The 17,163-nt window shown below is 71.2% G+C and carries 17 protein-coding genes; 9 read left to right on the top strand and 8 right to left on the bottom strand.

Translation table 11 applies throughout. From position 1 onward, the window contains the following. The first annotated feature begins 14 nt into the window (after positions 1-14). Complete coding sequence (hypD, locus tag ABD327_RS34410; protein WP_344457276.1) at positions 15-1,142, top strand: hydrogenase formation protein HypD; 1,128 nt, start codon at positions 15-17, stop codon at positions 1,140-1,142. Continuing rightward, positions 1,139-2,212, top strand: coding sequence for a hydrogenase expression/formation protein HypE (gene hypE, locus ABD327_RS34405; protein WP_344457274.1), 1,074 nt, complete (start codon positions 1,139-1,141; stop codon positions 2,210-2,212). Before hypD ends, hypE begins: the two co-directional genes overlap by 4 nt. 51 nt (positions 2,213-2,263) lie before the next feature. On the opposite strand, the gene hypF is transcribed toward hypE, so the two are convergent. From hypF to ABD327_RS34380, 5 genes are read right to left on the bottom strand one after another with little or no spacing between them, the layout of a single operon-like run. After that, a complete protein-coding gene (hypF, locus tag ABD327_RS34400; RefSeq protein ID WP_344457272.1) occupies positions 2,264-4,564 on the bottom strand; it encodes a carbamoyltransferase HypF in 2,301 nt (766 codons plus the stop codon). Further along, positions 4,561-5,220 (bottom strand): D-sedoheptulose-7-phosphate isomerase, encoded by a 660-nt coding sequence (locus ABD327_RS34395; protein ID WP_344457269.1) that lies wholly within the window; start codon positions 5,218-5,220, stop codon positions 4,561-4,563. The genes hypF and ABD327_RS34395 overlap by 4 nt, the downstream gene beginning before the upstream one ends. Then, positions 5,217-5,444: a HypC/HybG/HupF family hydrogenase formation chaperone gene (locus tag ABD327_RS34390; RefSeq protein WP_344457267.1), complete on the bottom strand. Its 228-nt coding sequence runs from the start codon at positions 5,442-5,444 to the stop codon at positions 5,217-5,219. Before ABD327_RS34390 ends, ABD327_RS34395 begins: the two co-directional genes overlap by 4 nt. After that, entirely contained in the window at positions 5,441-6,049 is a 609-nt protein-coding gene (locus ABD327_RS34385) for an SIS domain-containing protein (RefSeq protein WP_344457265.1), read from the bottom strand. The genes ABD327_RS34390 and ABD327_RS34385 overlap by 4 nt, the downstream gene beginning before the upstream one ends. Positions 6,050-6,059: 10 nt before the next feature. Further along, complete coding sequence (locus ABD327_RS34380) at positions 6,060-6,419, bottom strand: helix-turn-helix transcriptional regulator (protein WP_344457263.1); 360 nt, start codon at positions 6,417-6,419, stop codon at positions 6,060-6,062. Between the two features lie 235 nt (positions 6,420-6,654). On the opposite strand from ABD327_RS34380, the gene ABD327_RS34375 reads away from it, so the two are divergent. Then, positions 6,655-7,377, top strand: coding sequence for a spermine/spermidine synthase domain-containing protein (locus ABD327_RS34375; RefSeq protein ID WP_344457261.1), 723 nt, complete (start codon positions 6,655-6,657; stop codon positions 7,375-7,377). Positions 7,378-7,392: 15 nt separating this feature from the next. On the opposite strand, the gene arsB is transcribed toward ABD327_RS34375, so the two are convergent. Then, complete coding sequence (arsB, locus tag ABD327_RS34370; protein WP_344457259.1) at positions 7,393-8,466, bottom strand: ACR3 family arsenite efflux transporter; 1,074 nt, start codon at positions 8,464-8,466, stop codon at positions 7,393-7,395. After that, complete coding sequence (locus ABD327_RS34365) at positions 8,466-8,777, bottom strand: ArsR/SmtB family transcription factor (RefSeq protein ID WP_425547279.1); 312 nt, start codon at positions 8,775-8,777, stop codon at positions 8,466-8,468. The genes arsB and ABD327_RS34365 overlap by 1 nt, the downstream gene beginning before the upstream one ends. Before the next feature lie 84 nt (positions 8,778-8,861). On the opposite strand from ABD327_RS34365, the gene ABD327_RS34360 reads away from it, so the two are divergent. From ABD327_RS34360 to ABD327_RS34350, 3 genes are all read left to right on the top strand, one after another. Continuing rightward, on the top strand, positions 8,862-9,605 hold the full coding sequence (locus ABD327_RS34360) for an SIR2 family NAD-dependent protein deacylase (RefSeq protein ID WP_344457257.1): 744 nt from the start codon (positions 8,862-8,864) through the stop codon (positions 9,603-9,605). A 208-nt stretch (positions 9,606-9,813) separates the two neighbouring features. After that, a complete protein-coding gene (locus tag ABD327_RS34355; protein ID WP_344457255.1) occupies positions 9,814-10,443 on the top strand; it encodes a TetR/AcrR family transcriptional regulator in 630 nt (209 codons plus the stop codon). A 143-nt stretch (positions 10,444-10,586) separates the two neighbouring features. Continuing rightward, positions 10,587-11,171: a TetR/AcrR family transcriptional regulator gene (locus tag ABD327_RS34350; protein ID WP_344457253.1), complete on the top strand. Its 585-nt coding sequence runs from the start codon at positions 10,587-10,589 to the stop codon at positions 11,169-11,171. Positions 11,172-11,186: 15 nt separating this feature from the next. On the opposite strand, the gene ABD327_RS34345 is transcribed toward ABD327_RS34350, so the two are convergent. Next, positions 11,187-11,765 carry a TetR/AcrR family transcriptional regulator gene (locus tag ABD327_RS34345; RefSeq protein WP_344457250.1) on the bottom strand — a complete coding sequence of 193 codons (579 nt, stop codon included), beginning with the start codon at positions 11,763-11,765 and terminating at the stop codon, positions 11,187-11,189. A 113-nt stretch (positions 11,766-11,878) separates the two neighbouring features. Here ABD327_RS34345 and ABD327_RS34340 point away from each other — a divergent pair, with 113 nt between their 5' ends. The 3 genes from ABD327_RS34340 to ABD327_RS34330 all read left to right on the top strand — a co-directional run bounded on the left by ABD327_RS34340 (position 11,879) and on the right by ABD327_RS34330 (position 17,159). Beyond that, positions 11,879-13,420, top strand: a complete 1,542-nt coding sequence (locus ABD327_RS34340; protein WP_344457248.1) for a MutS-related protein — start codon at positions 11,879-11,881, stop codon at positions 13,418-13,420. Next, the gene (locus ABD327_RS34335) at positions 13,420-14,919 is read left to right on the top strand and encodes a MutS-related protein (RefSeq protein WP_344457245.1); all 1,500 of its coding nucleotides are present in this window, start codon (positions 13,420-13,422) and stop codon (positions 14,917-14,919) included. The genes ABD327_RS34340 and ABD327_RS34335 overlap by 1 nt, the downstream gene beginning before the upstream one ends. A 236-nt stretch (positions 14,920-15,155) precedes the next feature. Further along, on the top strand, positions 15,156-17,159 hold the full coding sequence (locus tag ABD327_RS34330) for a zinc ribbon domain-containing protein (protein WP_344457242.1): 2,004 nt from the start codon (positions 15,156-15,158) through the stop codon (positions 17,157-17,159). Positions 17,160-17,163 lie beyond the last annotated feature (4 nt).

Below are 17,163 nucleotides of genomic sequence, written 5' to 3'. Positions count from 1 at the left end.
CGTGAGGGGCGGCCATGCGGTTCGTCGACGAGTACCGGGACGCGGACAGGGCCGGGGTCCTGGCCGCGGAGATCGCCGCGCTGTGCGAGCCCGGCCGGCACTACAAGTTCATGGAGGTGTGCGGCGGCCACACCCACACCATCTACAAGCACGGCGTCGAGGACCACCTGCCGGAGGCCGTCGAGCTGGTGCACGGGCCGGGCTGCCCGGTGTGCGTGATCCCGATGGGCCGCGTCGACGACGCCATCGCCATCGCCGGAGAACCCGACGTGATCCTGACCTCGTTCGGGGACATGATGCGGGTGCCCGGCGGCGACGGCTCGTTCTTCGACGCCAAGGCCGCTGGCGCCGACATCCGCATGGTCTACTCCCCGTTGGACGCGCTGCGGATCGCCCGGGACAACCCCGGCCGCCGGGTGGTGTTCATGGCGATCGGCTTCGAGACCACCGCGCCGTCCACCGCGATGACCGTGCTGCGGGCCGCCGCCGAGGGCATCAAGAACTTCTCGGTCTTCTGCAACCACGTCACCGTCATCCCGGCGATCAAGGCCATCCTCGACTCGCCGGACCTGCGGCTCGACGGCTTCCTCGGCCCCGGCCACGTCTCCACCGTCATCGGCTGCCGCCCGTACGAGTTCATCGCCGCCCGCTACGGCAGGCCGCTGGTGTGCGCCGGGTTCGAACCGCTGGACCTGCTCCAGTCGGTGTACATGCTGATGCGGCAGCTGGCCGAGGGCCGCTGCGAGGTGGAGAACCAGTACGCGCGGGTCGTCCCGTGGGAGGGCAACCCCAGGGCTCTGGAGGCCATGGGCCGGACCATGGAGCTGCGCCCCCACTTCGAATGGCGCGGGCTCGGCTTCATCTCGCACTCGGCCCTGCGGCTGCGCGAGGAGTTCGCAGCCCACGACGCCGAACGCGTCTTCGACCTGCCCGGCGTCCGGGTGGCCGACCCCAAGGCATGCCAGTGCGGCGAGGTGCTCAAGGGCGTCATCAAACCCTGGGAGTGCAAGGTGTTCGGCACCGCGTGCACCCCGGAGACCCCGATCGGCACCTGCATGGTCTCCTCGGAGGGCGCCTGCGCCGCGTACTACAACTACGGCCGGTTCACGAGGGACCGCGTACGGGAGGCGACACTCAGATGACGACCGAGAAGCAGGTGCTGGACCGCATAGAACGCGCCCGCCGGCGAGCCCCGAGGGTGCGGGAGGAACGCGTCACCCTCTCCCACGGCGCCGGAGGAAAGGCCACCCAGACCCTCGTCGAGGACGTCTTCCTCGGCGCGTTCGGCAACCCGGCACTGGAACCGCTGGACGACGGCGCGGTCCTGCGGGTGGGAACCGCCCGGATGGTCCTGACCACCGACTCCTTCGTCGTGTCACCGCTGTTCTTCCCCGGCGGGGACATCGGGGACCTCGCCGTCAACGGCACCGTCAACGACCTGGCCGTCTCGGGCGCCCGGCCGCTGTACCTCTCCGCCGGGTTCATCCTGGAAGAGGGCTTTCCGATGGACGACCTGCGGCGCGTCACGGCGTCCATGTCCGCCGCCGCCCGGCGCGCGGGCGTCGAGGTCGTCACCGGCGACACCAAGGTCGTCCAGCGGGGCAAGGGCGACGGCTGCTACATCACCACGACAGGCGTCGGCGTGCTGGAACGCCCCGACGAGTTCGGCGCCGCGCACGTCCGTCCGGGGGACGCGGTGCTGGTCTCCGGACCGATCGGCGAGCACGGCGTGACCGTCATGCTGGCCCGCGGCGAACTCGACCTCGCCGCCGACCTGGTCTCCGACACCGCCCCGCTCGACGGCGTGGTCGCCGCGCTCCTGGACGCCGTGCCCGGCGGGGTGCGGATGCTGCGCGACGCCACCCGCGGCGGCGTCGCCACCGTCCTGAACGAGGTGGCGCGCGCCGCCGAACTGGCGATCACGGTGGAGGAGGCCGCCGTACCGGTGCGCCCTGCGGTGATCGGCGCGTGTGAACTGCTCGGCATCGACCCGCTGTACGTGGCCTGCGAGGGCCGCTTCGTCGCGCTCGTCGACGGGGACCGGGCGGAGGAGGCCCTGGCGGCTCTGCGCGGCCACCCCTTGGGAGAGGGCGCCGCGCTGGTGGGCCGGGTGGAAGGCGGCCCCGCCGGCCTGGTGCTCCTCAAGACCGCCTTCGGCGGCACCCGCATCGCCGACCTGCTCGTCGGAGACCCGCTGCCCCGCATCTGCTGACCGCCCGAGGAGCGGGAACCGAGCCCCTCTCGGCCGTGCGAAGCGGAGCGGTCACGGGAGCGGGGACGGGTCCCGGTCCGAGGCCGCGGCGACCATCGCCTGGCCGAAGGAGAGGCCGCCGTCGTTCGGGGGGACGCGCGTGTGGGTCAGAACGCGGAAGCCGGTTCGTTCCAAGCCTGAGGCGACCAGGCCCAGCAGGGTGATGTTCTGGAACACTCCGCCGGACAGGGCGACCGAGGTGAGGCCGGTGCGCTCGCGGAGGACGGCGATCGCACCGACGACGGCGGCGGCCAGGCCGCGGTGGAAGCGGGCGGCGACCTGCCCGGTGCGGGCTCCCGCCTGGACGTCCTCGGCGGCGCGGCGTACGAGGTCCGCGCAGGAGACGACCAGCGGATCCGAGTCCGAGACCGTCACCGGGTAGGCGCCGTGCTCGTCCGGGTCGACGCGCCGTTCCAGCTCGATGGCGGCCTGGCCCTCGTAGCAGGTCTCGTCGCGGACGCCCGTGATCGCCGCGATCGCGTCGAACAGCCGCCCCGCACTGGAGGTGAGAGGCGCGTTCGTCCCGGAACGTGCCAGGGCGGTCACGGCCTCCCAGCGGTCGGCGTGCCGTCGGACGACGTCGAGCTCCGGGGGGCGGCCTCCGTACGCGGCGTGCAGGTGGGCGGCGGCCATCCGCCACGGCTGCCGGATCGCGGCGGTTCCGCCCGGCATCGGCACGGTCTCCAGATGCCCCGCGCGCCGGTATCCGGCCAGGTCGAAGACGAGCAGCTCGCCGCCCCACAAAGTCCCGTCGGGGCCGTAGCCCAGCCCGTCGAACGCGACGCCGATCGCGGGGCCGTCCTCTCCGTTGTCGGCCAGGCACGAGGCGAGGTGGGCGTGGTGGTGCTGCACTCCGATCGCGGGGAGGCCCTCGGTCTCGGCCAGGTCCAGCGCGTACTTCGTGGACAGGTGGTCGGGGTGGAGGTCGTGCGCGAGCACCGCGGGTTCGATGCCGAAAAGGTGACGGAAGTGCGCGATCCCGTCGGTGAACGCGCGCAGGGTCTCGTAGCCGCCCAGGTCGCCGATATGGGGGGACGGGAACGCGCGCAGGTCCTTGCCGAGGCAGAAAGTGTTCTTCAGTTCGGCTCCGCAGGCCAGGACGGGCCGGGGGAAGGGGCGGTGCACCGTCAGAGGGGCGGGCGCGTAGCCGCGTGAACGGCGCAGGGGCATCTCCCGGCCGCGGAAGACGCGGACCACCGAGTCGTCTGCGCGGACGTGCACGGGGCGATCGTGCGTCAGGAAGGCGTCGGCCACGTCCGCCAGGCGCTTCAGGGCCTCGTCGTCGCGGTGGATGATCGGCTCGTCGGAGAGGTTTCCGCTGGTCAGGACGAAGGGCTCGCCGAGCCGTGCGGCGAGCAGGTGGTGCTGGGGCGCGTACGGCAGCATCACCCCCAGTTCTCCGGAGCCGGGTGCGACGGCGTCGGCCACCAGGGCCTCGGCACGGCGTGGTGCGAGCACGATGGGGCGGCGGGAGCCGGTGAGCAGGCGGATGGAGGCCTCGTCGAAGTCGGCCAGGGCACGGGCGGCGGCAAGGTCGGGTGCCATCACGGCGAACGGCTTGGCCTCCCGGTGCTTGCGGGCGCGCAGCCGGCGGACCGCGTCCTCGTCACCGGCGAGTACGGCCAGGTGGTAACCGCCGAGCCCCTTGACCGCCAGGATCAGGCCCTCCCGGAGCAGTGCGGCGGCCGCGTCGACCGGATCGCCCGGTACGGCCTCGCCGTCCGTTCCCAGCAGCCGCAGCGTCGGCCCGCACCGGGGGCAGCAGACGGGCTGGGCGTGGAAGCGCCGGTCGGACGGATCCTGGTATTCCCGCTCGCAGTCGGCGCACAGGACGAAGCTGCTCATCGTGGTGTTGTGCCGGTCATAGGGCACGTCGACGGTGATGGTGAACCGGGGCCCGCAGTGAGTGCAATTGGTGAACGGGTAGCAGAACCGTCGGTTCCCGGGATCGGTCATGTCGTTCAGGCATTCGGCACAGGTCGCCATGTCGGGGGAGAGCAGCGTCGAACGCCCCGTTCCCGGGACGCTCGGCACGATACGGAAACCGAGCTCTCCGAGCGGTTCCGCCGGACATGTGGTGACCCGCTCTATGAGGGCCAACGGGGGAGCCCGCAACCCGAGGTCGGCGATGAAGGCGTCCAGCGAGGCCGCTTCGCCCTCGGCCTCGGCGAAGACGCCGTCGCCGTCATTGCCGACGAAGCCCGCGAGCCCGTGACGGCCGGCCAGCTCGTGGACGAACGGACGGAACCCGACCCCCTGGACGATGCCCTCGACCCGGATCCGGACGCGGGTCCGGCGGGACGGGACCGTCACCGGACGTCCGCCAGCTCGTGGAGGACGAGCTCCCAGAGCACCTGGTACAGCGTCGTCTGGGCCTCCTGGATCCGGTGCACCGACGCCGAGGGCACCACGAACAGATGGTCGACGGTGCCCGCCTCGGCCATCGGCCCGCCGTCGTGACCGGCGAAACCGACCGTCACCATGCCCAGACGCCGGGCCTCCCCGAGGCCGCGCAGCAGATTCGCCGAACCGCCGCTGGTGGAGAAGGCCACGGCCACGTCCCCGCCCCGCCCCAGAGCGCCGAGCTGACGGGCGAAGACGACCTCGAAACCCACGTCGTTCGCCAGGGCCGTGAGCGACGCCGCGTCCTGCGGCAGGCAGAACGCGGGCAGCGGGGGCGCGGAGGCGGTGAACAGCGAGGCGAACGCCTGCGCGTCGGTGCAGCTGCCGCCGTTGCCGAAGGCCAGCAGCCGGCCGCCCGAAGCGAAGGAGTCCGCGATCGTCCGGGCGCATTCGGCGATCGGCCAGGCGAAGCGGGCGGCGAGGGACCCGCGCAACGCGGCGATCTCCGAGGCCTTCTCCGACGTGGAGCTCTCCACGTCGGCCAGGAGGGACGCGAGATCGTCCCGCCCGGAGTACAGGAACGGGTAGAGCGCCTCCACTCCGCCGGGCCCGGCCTCCGCGGTCACGCCGGCTCCCCGACGATCGCGATGGCCTCCTTGGCGTGCACGAGCACGACGTCCCCGGGACCGGCGGAGACCAGCGCCACGCTGACCTCCTCGAGCCCCTCCCCGGTGTCGACGATCGCCAGCCCGCCGGGCAGCAGCTCCCGTATCCGCACCGCGACGGCCGAGTCCGAGCAGGTGATGCAGACCGCTTCGTCCCCGCCGCAGTACGACTCCCGTTCCGTCAAGAGAACGCCTCCTGTTCCAGGTCTCCAGGCCGTTCGAGGAACACGTGCACCAGCTCCCAGAGCACGTGGTAGACGGTCACGTGCATCTCCCTGACCACGCGGGGGTCGTCCGAGGCCGCGACGATCAGATGGTCGACGGCCGGGCCGCCCGCCAGTTCCCCGCCGCCCGCGCCGGTCAGGGCGACGGTGAGCGCGCCGCGCTCCCTCGCCTTGTCCAGGCCGCGCAGCACGGCCGCGCACCGGCCGTCGGAGGACAGGGCGAGGACGATGTCGCGCGGCTCCGCCATCGACTCCAGCCTCGCCGCGAACGCCTCGGCGGCCCCCTCACCGGTCAGCGGCGCGGTCTCGCAGTTCAGCGGGACCGCGGGCAGGGCGCGCTTACCGACGATCACCGGATGCACGAACTCGACCGCGATGTGCGCGGCGTCCGCCGCCGCGACACCGGCGCCGAAGGTGTAGAGGGTCCCTCCGCGGCGGAACCTCCCGGCCATGGCCCGGCAGGCGCGCCCGACCGCTCCGGCCTCCCGCTTCAGCGCGAGACCGGCCTCCGCCCTGGCTCCGAAAAGGGTCAGCGCCCTGTCCTCCGCGGTCTCCCATGGCGGCACGGGCGCCCCCTCACCGGACCCGGCCGGCGAGCCGGCCGGGTCCGGACGCCGTGGTCCACCGCTCCACGCAGGAGCCGAGGAGCTCCGCGAAGGCGCCCATCCGCGGCACCCAGGACTCCAGGTCCGCCATGCCCTCGGCCGTCAGCTCGTAGCGGCGGCGCGCGGGCCCCGTCCCCGAGGGCTCCCAGGCCGACCTGAGCAGCCGCGCCCGTTCCAGGCTCCGCAGCACCCGGTAGGCGTGCCCGGGCTCGACCCCCGGCACCCCCATCCGGGCCAGCCGCTCGATCAGGTCGTACCCGTGTCCGGGACGCTCGTAGATCAACAGCAGCAGGAACGGATGCAGCAGGCTCCGGATCTCGTTGCCTTCCACATCCCCTCCGAGAACACCAGAATGATTACTCTCCGTCATCAAGCTCCTACCTGCTTCGCCGAAGTCCGAAACACTCCCCGCCGAGCGGATGGTCGGGCGGAGTGCCCGCGGTGTTCGAGGAGGAAGACGTCCCGCCCACGCCGCGTGGCTAGACTGATCCGGTGGCCACGAGTCCGGGCGACCACGCACCCGCAAGCCGCGCGACGATCGCACCGACACACGAACGGAACACCTGATGGGCGCACGGTTCGAAGAGCTGGACTACAGGGCCACCCCGAAGGGGGAGATCAGCCTGCGCCGGCGCCGGGAGCCCGTCCTGGGAACCGACGTGTTCGAGATCAAGCTCGACGACGACTTCCTCATGTCGAGCCTGTTCACCGCGGGCGAGGTCGAGCTGGCCGAGCTGGCCCTCGCGGAGCTGCCCGGCACGGAACTCGACGTCGTCGTGGGCGGGCTCGGACTGGGCTACACCGCCCGGGCCGTCCTGGAAGACCCGCGGGTCCGGTCGATGACCGTGGTCGAGGCGCTCGGCGAAGTGATCGACTGGCACGAGCGGGGCCTGATCCCCCTCGGCGCGGAACTGACCGCCGACCCCCGCTGCGGCTTCGTCCACGGCGACTTCTTCGCGCTGGTCGAGGCCGGTGCCGGTTTCGACCCGCAGGACGACGGGCGGCGCTTCGACGCGATCATCGTCGACATCGACCACGCGCCGGACCACCTGCTGCATCCGGGCCACGCCGCGTTCTACCTGCCCGAGGGGCTGCGGCGGCTGTCCGGTCTGCTCCGCCCCGGCGGGGTGTTCGCCCTGTGGTCGAACGACCCGCCGGACGAGTCCTTCCTCGCCGTGCTCGCGGAGGTGTTCGCCGAGCCGCACGCCCGCGTCGTCAGCTTCCCCAACCACCTCCAGGACCGCGAGGCCACCAACACCGTCTACCTCGCGAGGTCGAGCCCGGCCTGACCCGGAGGGCCGGGTTCACGCCGCGGTGAACTTGCGGCGCCAGGCGAGGGAGACGTAGACGAGCGCGACCAGGACGGGCACCTCGATGAGGGGTCCGACGACTCCGGCGAGAGCCTGTCCTGAGGTGACGCCGAACGTCGCGATCGCCACCGCGATGGCCAGCTCGAAGTTGTTGCCCGCGGCGGTGAAGGCCAGGGTGGTGGTGCGCTCGTAGTTCAGTCCGATGGCCTTGCCGAGCGCGAACGTGCCGAACCACAGGATCGCGAAGTAGACGAGCAGGGGAAGGGCGATGCGGGCGACGTCCAGCGGCTGAGAGGTGATCGTCTGGCCTTGGAGGGCGAAGAGGACGACGATGGTGAACAGCAGCCCGTACAGCGCCCAGGGGCCGATCTTCGGCAGGAAGGACGTCTCGTAGCGCTCGCGGCCGAGTCTTTTTTCGCCGAGGCGGCGGGTGAGGAAGCCCGCGACGAGCGGGATGCCGAGGAAGACGACGACGTTGAGGGCGATCTTCCACATGGAGATGTCGAGGTTCTCGCCTTCGCCCAGGCCCAGCCATCCGGGCAGCAGGTCGAGGTAGAACCAGCCGAGCAGTCCGAAGGCCAGCACCTGGAAGACGGAGTTGAGGGCCACCAGGACGGCGGCGGCCTCGCGGTCGCCGCAGGCCAGGTCGTTCCAGATGATGACCATGGCGATGCAGCGGGCCAGCCCGACGATGATCAGACCGGTGCGGTATTCGGGCAGGTCGGGCAGGAACAGCCAGGCCAGGGCGAACATCACCGCGGGCCCGACGATCCAGTTGACCACCAGCGAGGAGGCCATGAGGCGGCGGTCGCCGGTGACGGCGTCGAGTCTGTCGTAGCGGACCTTGGCCAGCACCGGGTACATCATGATCAGCAGGCCGAGGGCGATGGGCAGGGAGATCCCGCCGATCTCGACGGCGGCCAGCACGCCGTCCAGGCCGGGGACCAGGCGTCCGAGGCCGAGGCCTGCGGCCATGGCCAGCAGGATCCACACCGCCAGGAACCGGTCGAGGGTGGAGAGCCTGGCGACGACGGAGCCGTCCGCGGCAGGGGTTTGCACGGAGGTCATCAGCAGGCCCTCTTGCGTCCGGTCTCGGCGGTGGCGCGAGCGGTCTCGGCCAGGTCGCCCAGGGCTCCGGCGAGCTGCTCGACGACCTCGGGCCGCAGCCGGTAGTAGGTGAACCGCCCGCACGGCTCGGTGTCGACGACCCCGGCCTCGCGCAGCACCCGCAGGTGGTTGGACAGGTTCGTCTGCCGCGCCCCGGTCTCGGCGACGAGATGCGTGGTGCACAGCGTCTCCCGCGCGAGCAGCGTGATGATCTGCAGGCGCAGCGGATCGGCGAACACCCGCATGAGATCAGTCTGTACTGATGTCAGCATGGAATGATGCTACAGGACGTATCGGCGGCGCCTGCCGCCGATAAACGGTGGCGGGCGGAACGGCCCGCCGCCTACCTTGCCGATATGAGAAGCGGCGGAGAGGACTTGTGGTGGGCCCGGGACGTGCGAAGGGCGACGGTTTTCACCGGGGCCGGGATCTCCACCGACTCGGGAGTGCCCGACTACCGGGGACCCCAGGGCATCTGGACCAAGGACCCCTCCCTGGCGGATCTGTTCACCTATGACAACTTCCGTGCGGACGCCGAGGTCCGGCTCCGGTTCTGGCAGGTGTTCGCCGGGCGGCAGGGCGAGGTGGAGCCGAACGCCGCGCATCGGGCGCTCGCGGAGCTCGAAGCGAGCGGCAAGGCGCTGCGGGTCATCACGCAGAACGTGGACGGGCTGCACCAGAAGGCCGGATCGACCCCTCGCAAGGTCGTGGAACTGCACGGTTCGCTCGCCACCGCGACGTGCTTGAGCTGCGGGGAGCGGACCCCCGCCGCCGAGGCGATCGCCCGGCTGCCCGAGGAGCCCGTCTGCGCCTGCGGCGGGGTGCTCAAGCCGTCGGTCGTCATGTTCGGCGAGTACCTCGACCAGGACGTCCTGTCGCTGGCGCGCAACATCGCGGCGGCGTCCGAGCTGTTCCTGGCGGTCGGCTCCTCGCTGCAGGTCGAACCCGCGGCCTCGCTGTGCGCGCTCGCCGTCGAGAACGGGGCCGGGCTCGTCATCGTCAACCGGGACCCCACCCCGTACGACGACCTCGCCACCGCCCTGGTCCGCGAGCCCATCGGCACCGCGCTGCCGCGGATCTGCGAGGCACTGGCCCCCTGACGCCGCACGCCCCGTCCGTGCGACGCCTCGGGCGGGGCGCGGGGGCTCTCGCGTGTTCCCCGCGGGCCGGGCCAAATGTTTGTTCCGGCGAGTGGATCGTCATGATCCGTGTTCCACTAAGGGGCGGATCGGGGCCGGGCCCGGATCCTCATGAGAGATCGGGAGAGGGCGCGTCCACCGCGGTCCTCCGACGGAGAGGAAGTCCCGTATGGGGGTGGCGAAGCCGCGTGAGACGGTCGCGAAAGGGGAGCCCGCGGGGTCCGGCGCCAAGGGGGGCCGGCGCGAGCAGCTCCTGGAGGTCGCGGTCGAGCTCTTCGCCACCAAGGGATACGCCGAGACGACGATGCGCGACATCGCCGACGCCACGGGGATCCTGGCGGGGAGCATCTACCACCACTTCGCCTCCAAGGAGGCCATGCTGGACGAGATCCTCCGCGGCTTCCTCATCCCCCTGCACGAGCGGTTCGCGGCCGTCGAGCGGGAGGGCGGCGGCCCCCGGGAGACGCTCAGCGAGCTGATCAGGATCTCCTTCTCCTGCATCCACGACTCCCCGCACGCGGTCGCGGTGTACCAGAACGAGACCGACAACCTCCTGCGCCAGGAGGCGTTCGCCTACGTCGGCGAGCACAGCGCCCGGATCGAGCAGATCTGGCTGCGGGTGCTCAGGGCCGGGCAGGAGTCCGGGGCGATCAGGCCGGACTTCGACGCGAAGGTGGCCTACCTGTTCATCCGCGACGCCATCTGGTCCGCGGTGCGCTGGTACCGGCCCGGCGGGCAGCTGCGGCCCGAGACCGTCGCCGACCAGTACCTGGACCTCCTCTACGGCGGCTTGGTGTGAATCGTCCAAGTACCTCCGGAGAAAGGGGTGTTTTTGGGGAGGGCTTCACCTCGGTTATGGGGGGGCCGGGCACCGGACAGGGCAGGTACCGGGGGAGGCCTGATGCCGGATCGGGTGAAGGAACGCCTCTGGGGGGAGGGCCCGTGGGAGACGAGACCGGTGAGGACACCCGCGTCCTCGACGCGGCCCGGCGGCTGTTCGCGGGCCTGGGCTACGACGGCACCACGACCGAGATGATCGCCACGGCGGCGGGCGTCCCGCCCTCGGCCGTCGAGGGCGGGAAGGCCGGGCTCTACCGCGCCATCCTCGAGGACTTCTACACCGCGCAGATGAAGATGTTCGACGAGGTGGAGGCCGGCTACAGAAGCGACGGGGGAGACCTGCACCGCGCCGTCGACAGGTTCCTGGACTTCTACCTCGACCATCCGGAAGGGCTCGCGGTCTGGCTCTACCGCGGGCTGCTGGACGCCGTGGACGTCGAGGACGTGGAGGAGAGGTTCCGCCGGCCTCTGACGCACCGCCTCTTCGAGATCTTCGACACGCTCGAGTCCATCCCCGATCCCGAGACGTGGATCAGCGCCTTCAGCTGGTGCATCACCGGCTTCCTCAACGGCGGCATCCTCACCCGGGAAACGGATCCCCTCACGGTGGCCGACCCCGCCGCCCGCCGCCGTTTCCGCGCCTTCATGCACCGGCTGACCGGCTGGGCCTCCTCGGACGGCCCCTGAGGCGCCGCGGGACGGTCAGGGCCCCCAGCCCCGCTTGAGGAGCCCGATGACCTTGTCCAGGGACGCCATGGGGTCGGGGCTCCGCCGGGCCAGCTGGGGAAGGTCCAGGACGTACCGGGCCAGCGAGGTGACGGCGACGTCGTCGGGTTCGCGGCCGGTGCGTCGTGCGACGGCCCCGGCCAGAGCGCTCTCATGGCGCAGCCACATCCGCCGGGCGTGCTCGGACAGCTCCGGCGTGGAATCCACCAGTTCCAGGAAGGGTCCGAGGTCCCGCGAGGCCTCCAGAGCGTGGAAGCGGTCCCGCAGATGGGCGTGGAGCGCGTCCAGGACTCCGGACAGGGACTCCTCGGCCCCCCGGACGGCGGCGAGAAGGGCTTCCTCACGGGAGGCGTCCTCGTCGAAGACGAGGGTCTCCTTCCCGCCGGGAAAGTGGGCGAAGAGCGTGGTGACCGAGACGTCCGCCGCGTCCGCGATCTCCTTGACGCTCACCCGGTCGTAGCCGCGCTCCAGGAAGAGGCGCAGCGCGGCCTCGCCGAGCGCCCTGCGGGTCTGGGCCTTCTTGCGTTCCCGGCGGCCCGCCGTCGGTGGAGTCACCCGGACACCGTAACAGCCAAAGGTGTAACCACTACGAAATTTTAGCGGTTGTGGATTTTTGGGGTCCGTGGTTCGGTGGGACCGACCGGTTGTCGCATCGGACGTGAGGACACATGGCCATCCGGAGCATCCTGTTCGGGCCGGGGAGGCCCTCCGCCGAGACGGAGGGAGTGGCGGAACCCGAGTACTTCCAGGACCTGAACCTCGATCGGATCGCGGAGGCGGTCGCCAAAGCGGGGGAGGACCCGGGCCTGGTCTCCTGCCTCCGCCTTCCTTCGAGGGACGTCCGGCTCATCGGCTTCCGCCAGGAGATCTTCCGGAACCTGGAGGACCCGCGTGTGCGGGAGGCCGCGGAGCGGTTCACGGCGGCGAACGCCCGGATCCGGCGGCGGCTGGAGCTGGTGGGACGGATGAAACACCCCCCGCAGGCGAACCGCTGGTTCCTCGATCTCGTGCTGGAGCACGCCGCCGTGGTGACGGCACTCGCCGAGGAGCTGGAGGAGGCGGGAGCCACCGCCCCCGGGTTGAAGGCGCTGTGCGACGACATGGCCGCATACGCCCGGGGAGATTCCCTCACGAGGCTCCGAGACCAGGCACGAGACCTGCGAGACCGGCTGGAGAAGACCCGCTACGACCTTCTTCTGAGAGGGGACAAGGTCACTCTGGCCCGCCACGACCCGGAAGCCCGGTTCGACTACATCGAGCGGGTCCTGGCGACGTTCGAACGCTTCCGGACGGGAACGGAAGAGGGGCCGTCTCCGGTCCGGCCTCCCGAACCAGGGCTGGACCGGGTCGAGGCAGGAGTACTGGACCTCGTGGTCGAACTGTTCCCCGACGTGTTCCGCGACCTCGCGGCGTTCCGCGCGGCGAACGGGGAATTCCTGCCCGCCGACGTCGTCCGGGCGGAGCGCGAACTGCGGTTCTACCTCGGCTACCTCGCCCATCTCGCGCCGTTGCGGGAAGCGGGCCTGCCCGTCTGCTATCCCGTCGTCTCCGCCACCGACAAGACGCTGCTCGCACGCGACGTGTTCGACCTCGCGCTGGCCGCCGAACGGGTGCGGCGGGGCGAGCCGGTGGTGGTCAACGACGTGGAGCTCAGCGGCGCCGAACGGGTCATCGTCGTCTCGGGTCCGAATCAGGGAGGAAAGACGACCTTCTCCCGGGCCTTCGGCCAGCTGTACCACCTGGCCGCCCTCGGCTGTCCCGTGCCGGGCAGCGAGGTCCGCGTCTTCCTTCCGGACCGGATCTTCACCCACTACGAGCGCGCCGAGAGCCTTGAGGGGCTCACGAGCAAGCTGGAGGACGAGCTGCTCCGGGCACGCGCGATCCTCGACCGGGCGACCTCCGGCAGCGTCATCATCCTGAACGAGATCTTCACCTCCACGACCGCGGACGACGCGCGGGCGCTCAGCGAGTCGCTCCTCGCGTCGGTCTCCCGGCTCGACGCGCTGTGCCTGTGGGTGAGCTTCGTCGACGAGCTGTCCGAAGCGGGCCTTGAAGCGGGGAGCGTGGTGAGCATGGTCGGCACGGTCGAAGCCGGAGAGGCCCGCACCTACAAGATGGTGCGCAGACCCCCGGACGGGCGGGCCTACGCCCGCACGCTCGTGGAGAGGCACGGGCTGACCCGCGCCCGCCTCGCCGAAAGGATCCTCTGATGAGGCCCCGGCTGATGTTCGCCGACGGCGACTTCGACTCCCGGGCGCCCGAGCCGCCCCTCGCCGGGGAACTGGTGGAGGACCTGCACCTCGAAACGCTGTGGGCGGGCATGGCGCGCGGGGACGGCCGGCTGTTCGCCCTGGCCAGGGCCGCGACCCTGGCTCCGCTGACGGACCCGGCGGCCATCGCCTACCGGCAGGAGGCGCTGGGCGACTGCCTGCGGAACGCCCCGGCCGTCCGGGCGCTCCACGCGCTGGCCGACGAGGCGGTCACCGCGGAGGAGAAGACGATCCGGGTCGCCGGCAGCCCCGAGGCCCTACTGAACCGTTCGCGACGCCTGCTGGAACTGTTCTGCGGCCATCTGCGCGGGCTGGGAGGGCTGGCCTCACGGCACGCCCGTGATTTCCACTCGGCCGGCTTCACCCGGCTGTTCCAGCTGATCCGGACCGAACTGGACGAGGAGTACCTCCGCTCGGTGGAAGCGCTCCTGGGCGGGCTCGATTTCGAGCACGGCATCATCGCCGGCGCCCGTCTCGGCGAAGGGAACAAGAGCGTCGACTTCCGGTTGCACGAACCTCCGGGAAAGGGGCGTGCCTCATCCCTCCACCGGAGGCTGAAGAAGTCCGGCCTCAGCTACGCCATCCCGGGCCGGTACGAGGAGGACTGGCGTGCCCTGGCGATGTTCCGCGGAAGCGTCCTCGCTCCCGTCGCCGACGCCGTGACCAGGTCCGCCGACCACGTCCGCGACTTCTTCCGCGCCTTGCGGGACGAACTGGGCTTCTACGTCGGCTGCCTCAATCTCGCGGAGACCCTCTCCCGGCTCGGCCTGCCGGTCTGCCTGCCCGAGCCGCACCCCGCGGGGGCGGGGGTCTTCACCGCCCGCGGCCTGTACGAGCCCTGCCTGGCCTTGCGGCTCGACGCCGCCGTGGAGGGCAACGACGTCGACGCCGACGGCATCGGGCTGATCTCGGTCACCGGAGCGAACCGGGGAGGCAAGTCCACCTTCCTGCGCAGCGTGGGGGTGGCCCACCTGATGATGCAGTGCGGCATGTTCACCTGCGCGGGCCGTTTCGCGGCGTCGGCCCCCGAAGGGGTCTTCACCCACTTCAAACGGGAGGAGGACCGCTCGATGTCCAGCGGCAAGCTCGACGAGGAGCTCTCCAGGATGAGCGCGATCGTCGACCGCCTGCGGCCGGGGTCGCTGGTGCTGTGCAACGAGTCCTTCATGTCCACGAACGAGCGGGAGGGCTCCGACGTCTCCGTCGAGGTCGTCGGAGCGCTGACCGGCCTCGGCGTCCGGGTCGTGTCCGTGACGCACCTGTACGGCTTCGCCCGCCGGATGCGGGAGGAGCGACCCGACGGGTGCCTGTTCCTCACCGCGGGGAGGGAGGCCGGGGGCGAGCGAACGTTCCGCCTCCAGCCGGGCATCCCCTCGCCCACCGCCCACGCCGGAGACCTGTACGCCCGAATATTCGGGGAATCCGGGGGAAGTAGTTGATTCCGGTACTCGGCATTCACCGGACGGGACGTCCCAAGGCTAAAGCCTGTCTAAAAGTCCGGTCGCAGGTCGGTTGATGCGCTGGGGAAGGGATTCCGGTGCTGCTTGCCGGATGACGGAAAGAAATTTAGTAACCGTCTGCGTTCTATCGATCACTCATGGCAAGATCCTGGGTCATGCAGACATTCGCCATTCACTCGGGGCCGCCGGATACCTCCGGTGACTCGGGTGATGGTGTGCGCCGTACACGGGGTGTGAACAAGGCCCCGGCGTGGCGGTGGGACGGCCCGGTGTCGGTGATCCGCCTGCCGCTGGTGGTCGACGAGCAGGCGGCGGCGCGTCTGGGGTCTTTGTTCTTCGCGATGTTCTGCCTCAAACGGACAGTGCAGCGTGAGGCCCGCTCCCGGACGGAGGCGTTCTGGGCGGGTAAACGTCGCCGGGAGGCGGATGCGGCGGCCTGGCGGCGTGAGGTGGGCCTGACCCGTCCGGATCTGGCGCGGGCCGCCTACGCCCATCTGGACGCCTCCGGTTGGCTACGCCACCACGCCACGAAGGCTTTGGCGCTGCATCAGGCTGACGAGGTGTGGACGGGGGTGGAGCGCCATCTGTTCCCCGATGCCTCCGGGAAACGCGCCGGGCGTCCCCGGACGGGTTCGTGGTGGGAGTACACGCGCATTCCCGGCCGGGCGCGCTCGCACACCACGGCGCGTAAGTGGGAGACGTTCCGGCTGCACGGCAGCCTGCAAGGGCATCTGGATGCCTGGCGGCATCCCGCCCTGCCCGCTCAAATCGCCACCCCGGCGCAGGCGGCGCGGTTGAATCCAGAGACATCGGTGCTGGCCCAGCCTCGCCGCATGCCCGCGCCCCTGCCCCCGGTGGGTCGTGGAGGCAGGAGTTCGTGGTGGGAGCATGACGGGGCGCTGACGCTGGTGTTCACCGGCGGCCCCGACAGCAAGCGTGACGAGATCGTTCTGCCGGTGCGGCTGCCGCAGGGCGCGGGACGGTGGCGGTGGCTGCGCCACTTCCTGGACCGGCCGCACCTGTGGCACAAGATCGATCTCGTGCGGCGTCCGCACCCGGCCGCGCCCGGCGGGTGGGTGTACGAGGCGCATCTGATGGTCCTGGACAGCGGCTACACCTCCCCGGCCACCCTCGAGCGTCGTCGTCAAGCCGCCGCCGTGGGACGGATCGGCGGGGTGGACCTCAACGTGGGCAACCTGTCCGTCGCCTCCCTGCCCGCCACCCTGTACCCAGCCGACGGGCCCGTGCTGGCCGACCAGATCGTCCTCACCGACCTCGAGCGCACCGCCGTGGAACGGGAGCGGCGCACCACCCGCAGACGCGCCCGGGCACTGGAGCGCTCCCGCCGCGCGAACAACAAGGCCCGGTACGAGCTGTCGCGCCGCCAGCGCAGGCGGCAGCAGCGCAGACAGGCCGCTGGGCTGCCCGAACGACACGTCGCACTGCCCAAAGGACCGCGACTGGCCGACGCTGCGGGCCGCCCCCTGACCTCGCATCGCAAGGACCGGATCACCGGCGGCTACCGGATGCTGCGCACCCGCATCCGCGTGCGGCAGGCCGGACGCACCCAAGCCAAACACGACCGCGCCAAGAGGGTCGCGGAGCGGATCACCGCCGCCCACGGGGTGCGGCTGACCGTCGAGGACGGGCCGGTCAGCTCCTGGTTCCGGTTGTGGGGGCGGGCGTGTGCGGTGTTCACCCCCGGCATGCTGAAGGAGGCGCTGGCCGTCGAATGCTCGGCTGCGGGTGGCCGGTTGGGGCGGGCGTCGACGTTCACCACCGCCCTGTCCCAGCACTGCCTGTGCGGACAGAAGACGTCCAAGAGCCTCGCTGATCGGGTACACCGCTGCCCGTCCTGCGGGCTGGCCGCAGACCGGGACCTGGTCTCGGCCGCACTGGGCGCGTTCGTCACCTGGACCGATCCGTCCGACCCCAAGACCGCGTCGGTCGACTTCTCTTCTTCCCGGCACGCCCTGGGCGTGTTCGGGCCCGGGCTGCAAGGAGCCCTGACCGAGTCAACCGCCACCCGCCCCCACCCCGCCCGAACAGGCGGCGGCGGGAGGCGAGGCGGCAGCCGCCCCCAAGGGGCGGCCTCTGCTCGGCCGATTCCGGAACGCCAGCGGCGCCGACCCCGGACCGGGACTCTCCACGGGTCCCACCGGACAGACGCCACCGGGCACCGGACTGTTTCAGCAACTTTGAAACAGGCCTTAGGTTGAGCGC

This window comes from Actinocorallia aurantiaca (assembly GCF_039533685.1).
Classification (GTDB): Bacteria; Actinomycetota; Actinomycetes; order Streptosporangiales; family Streptosporangiaceae; genus Actinocorallia; species Actinocorallia aurantiaca.
This window is presented reverse-complemented; position numbering and strand designations above follow the sequence as displayed.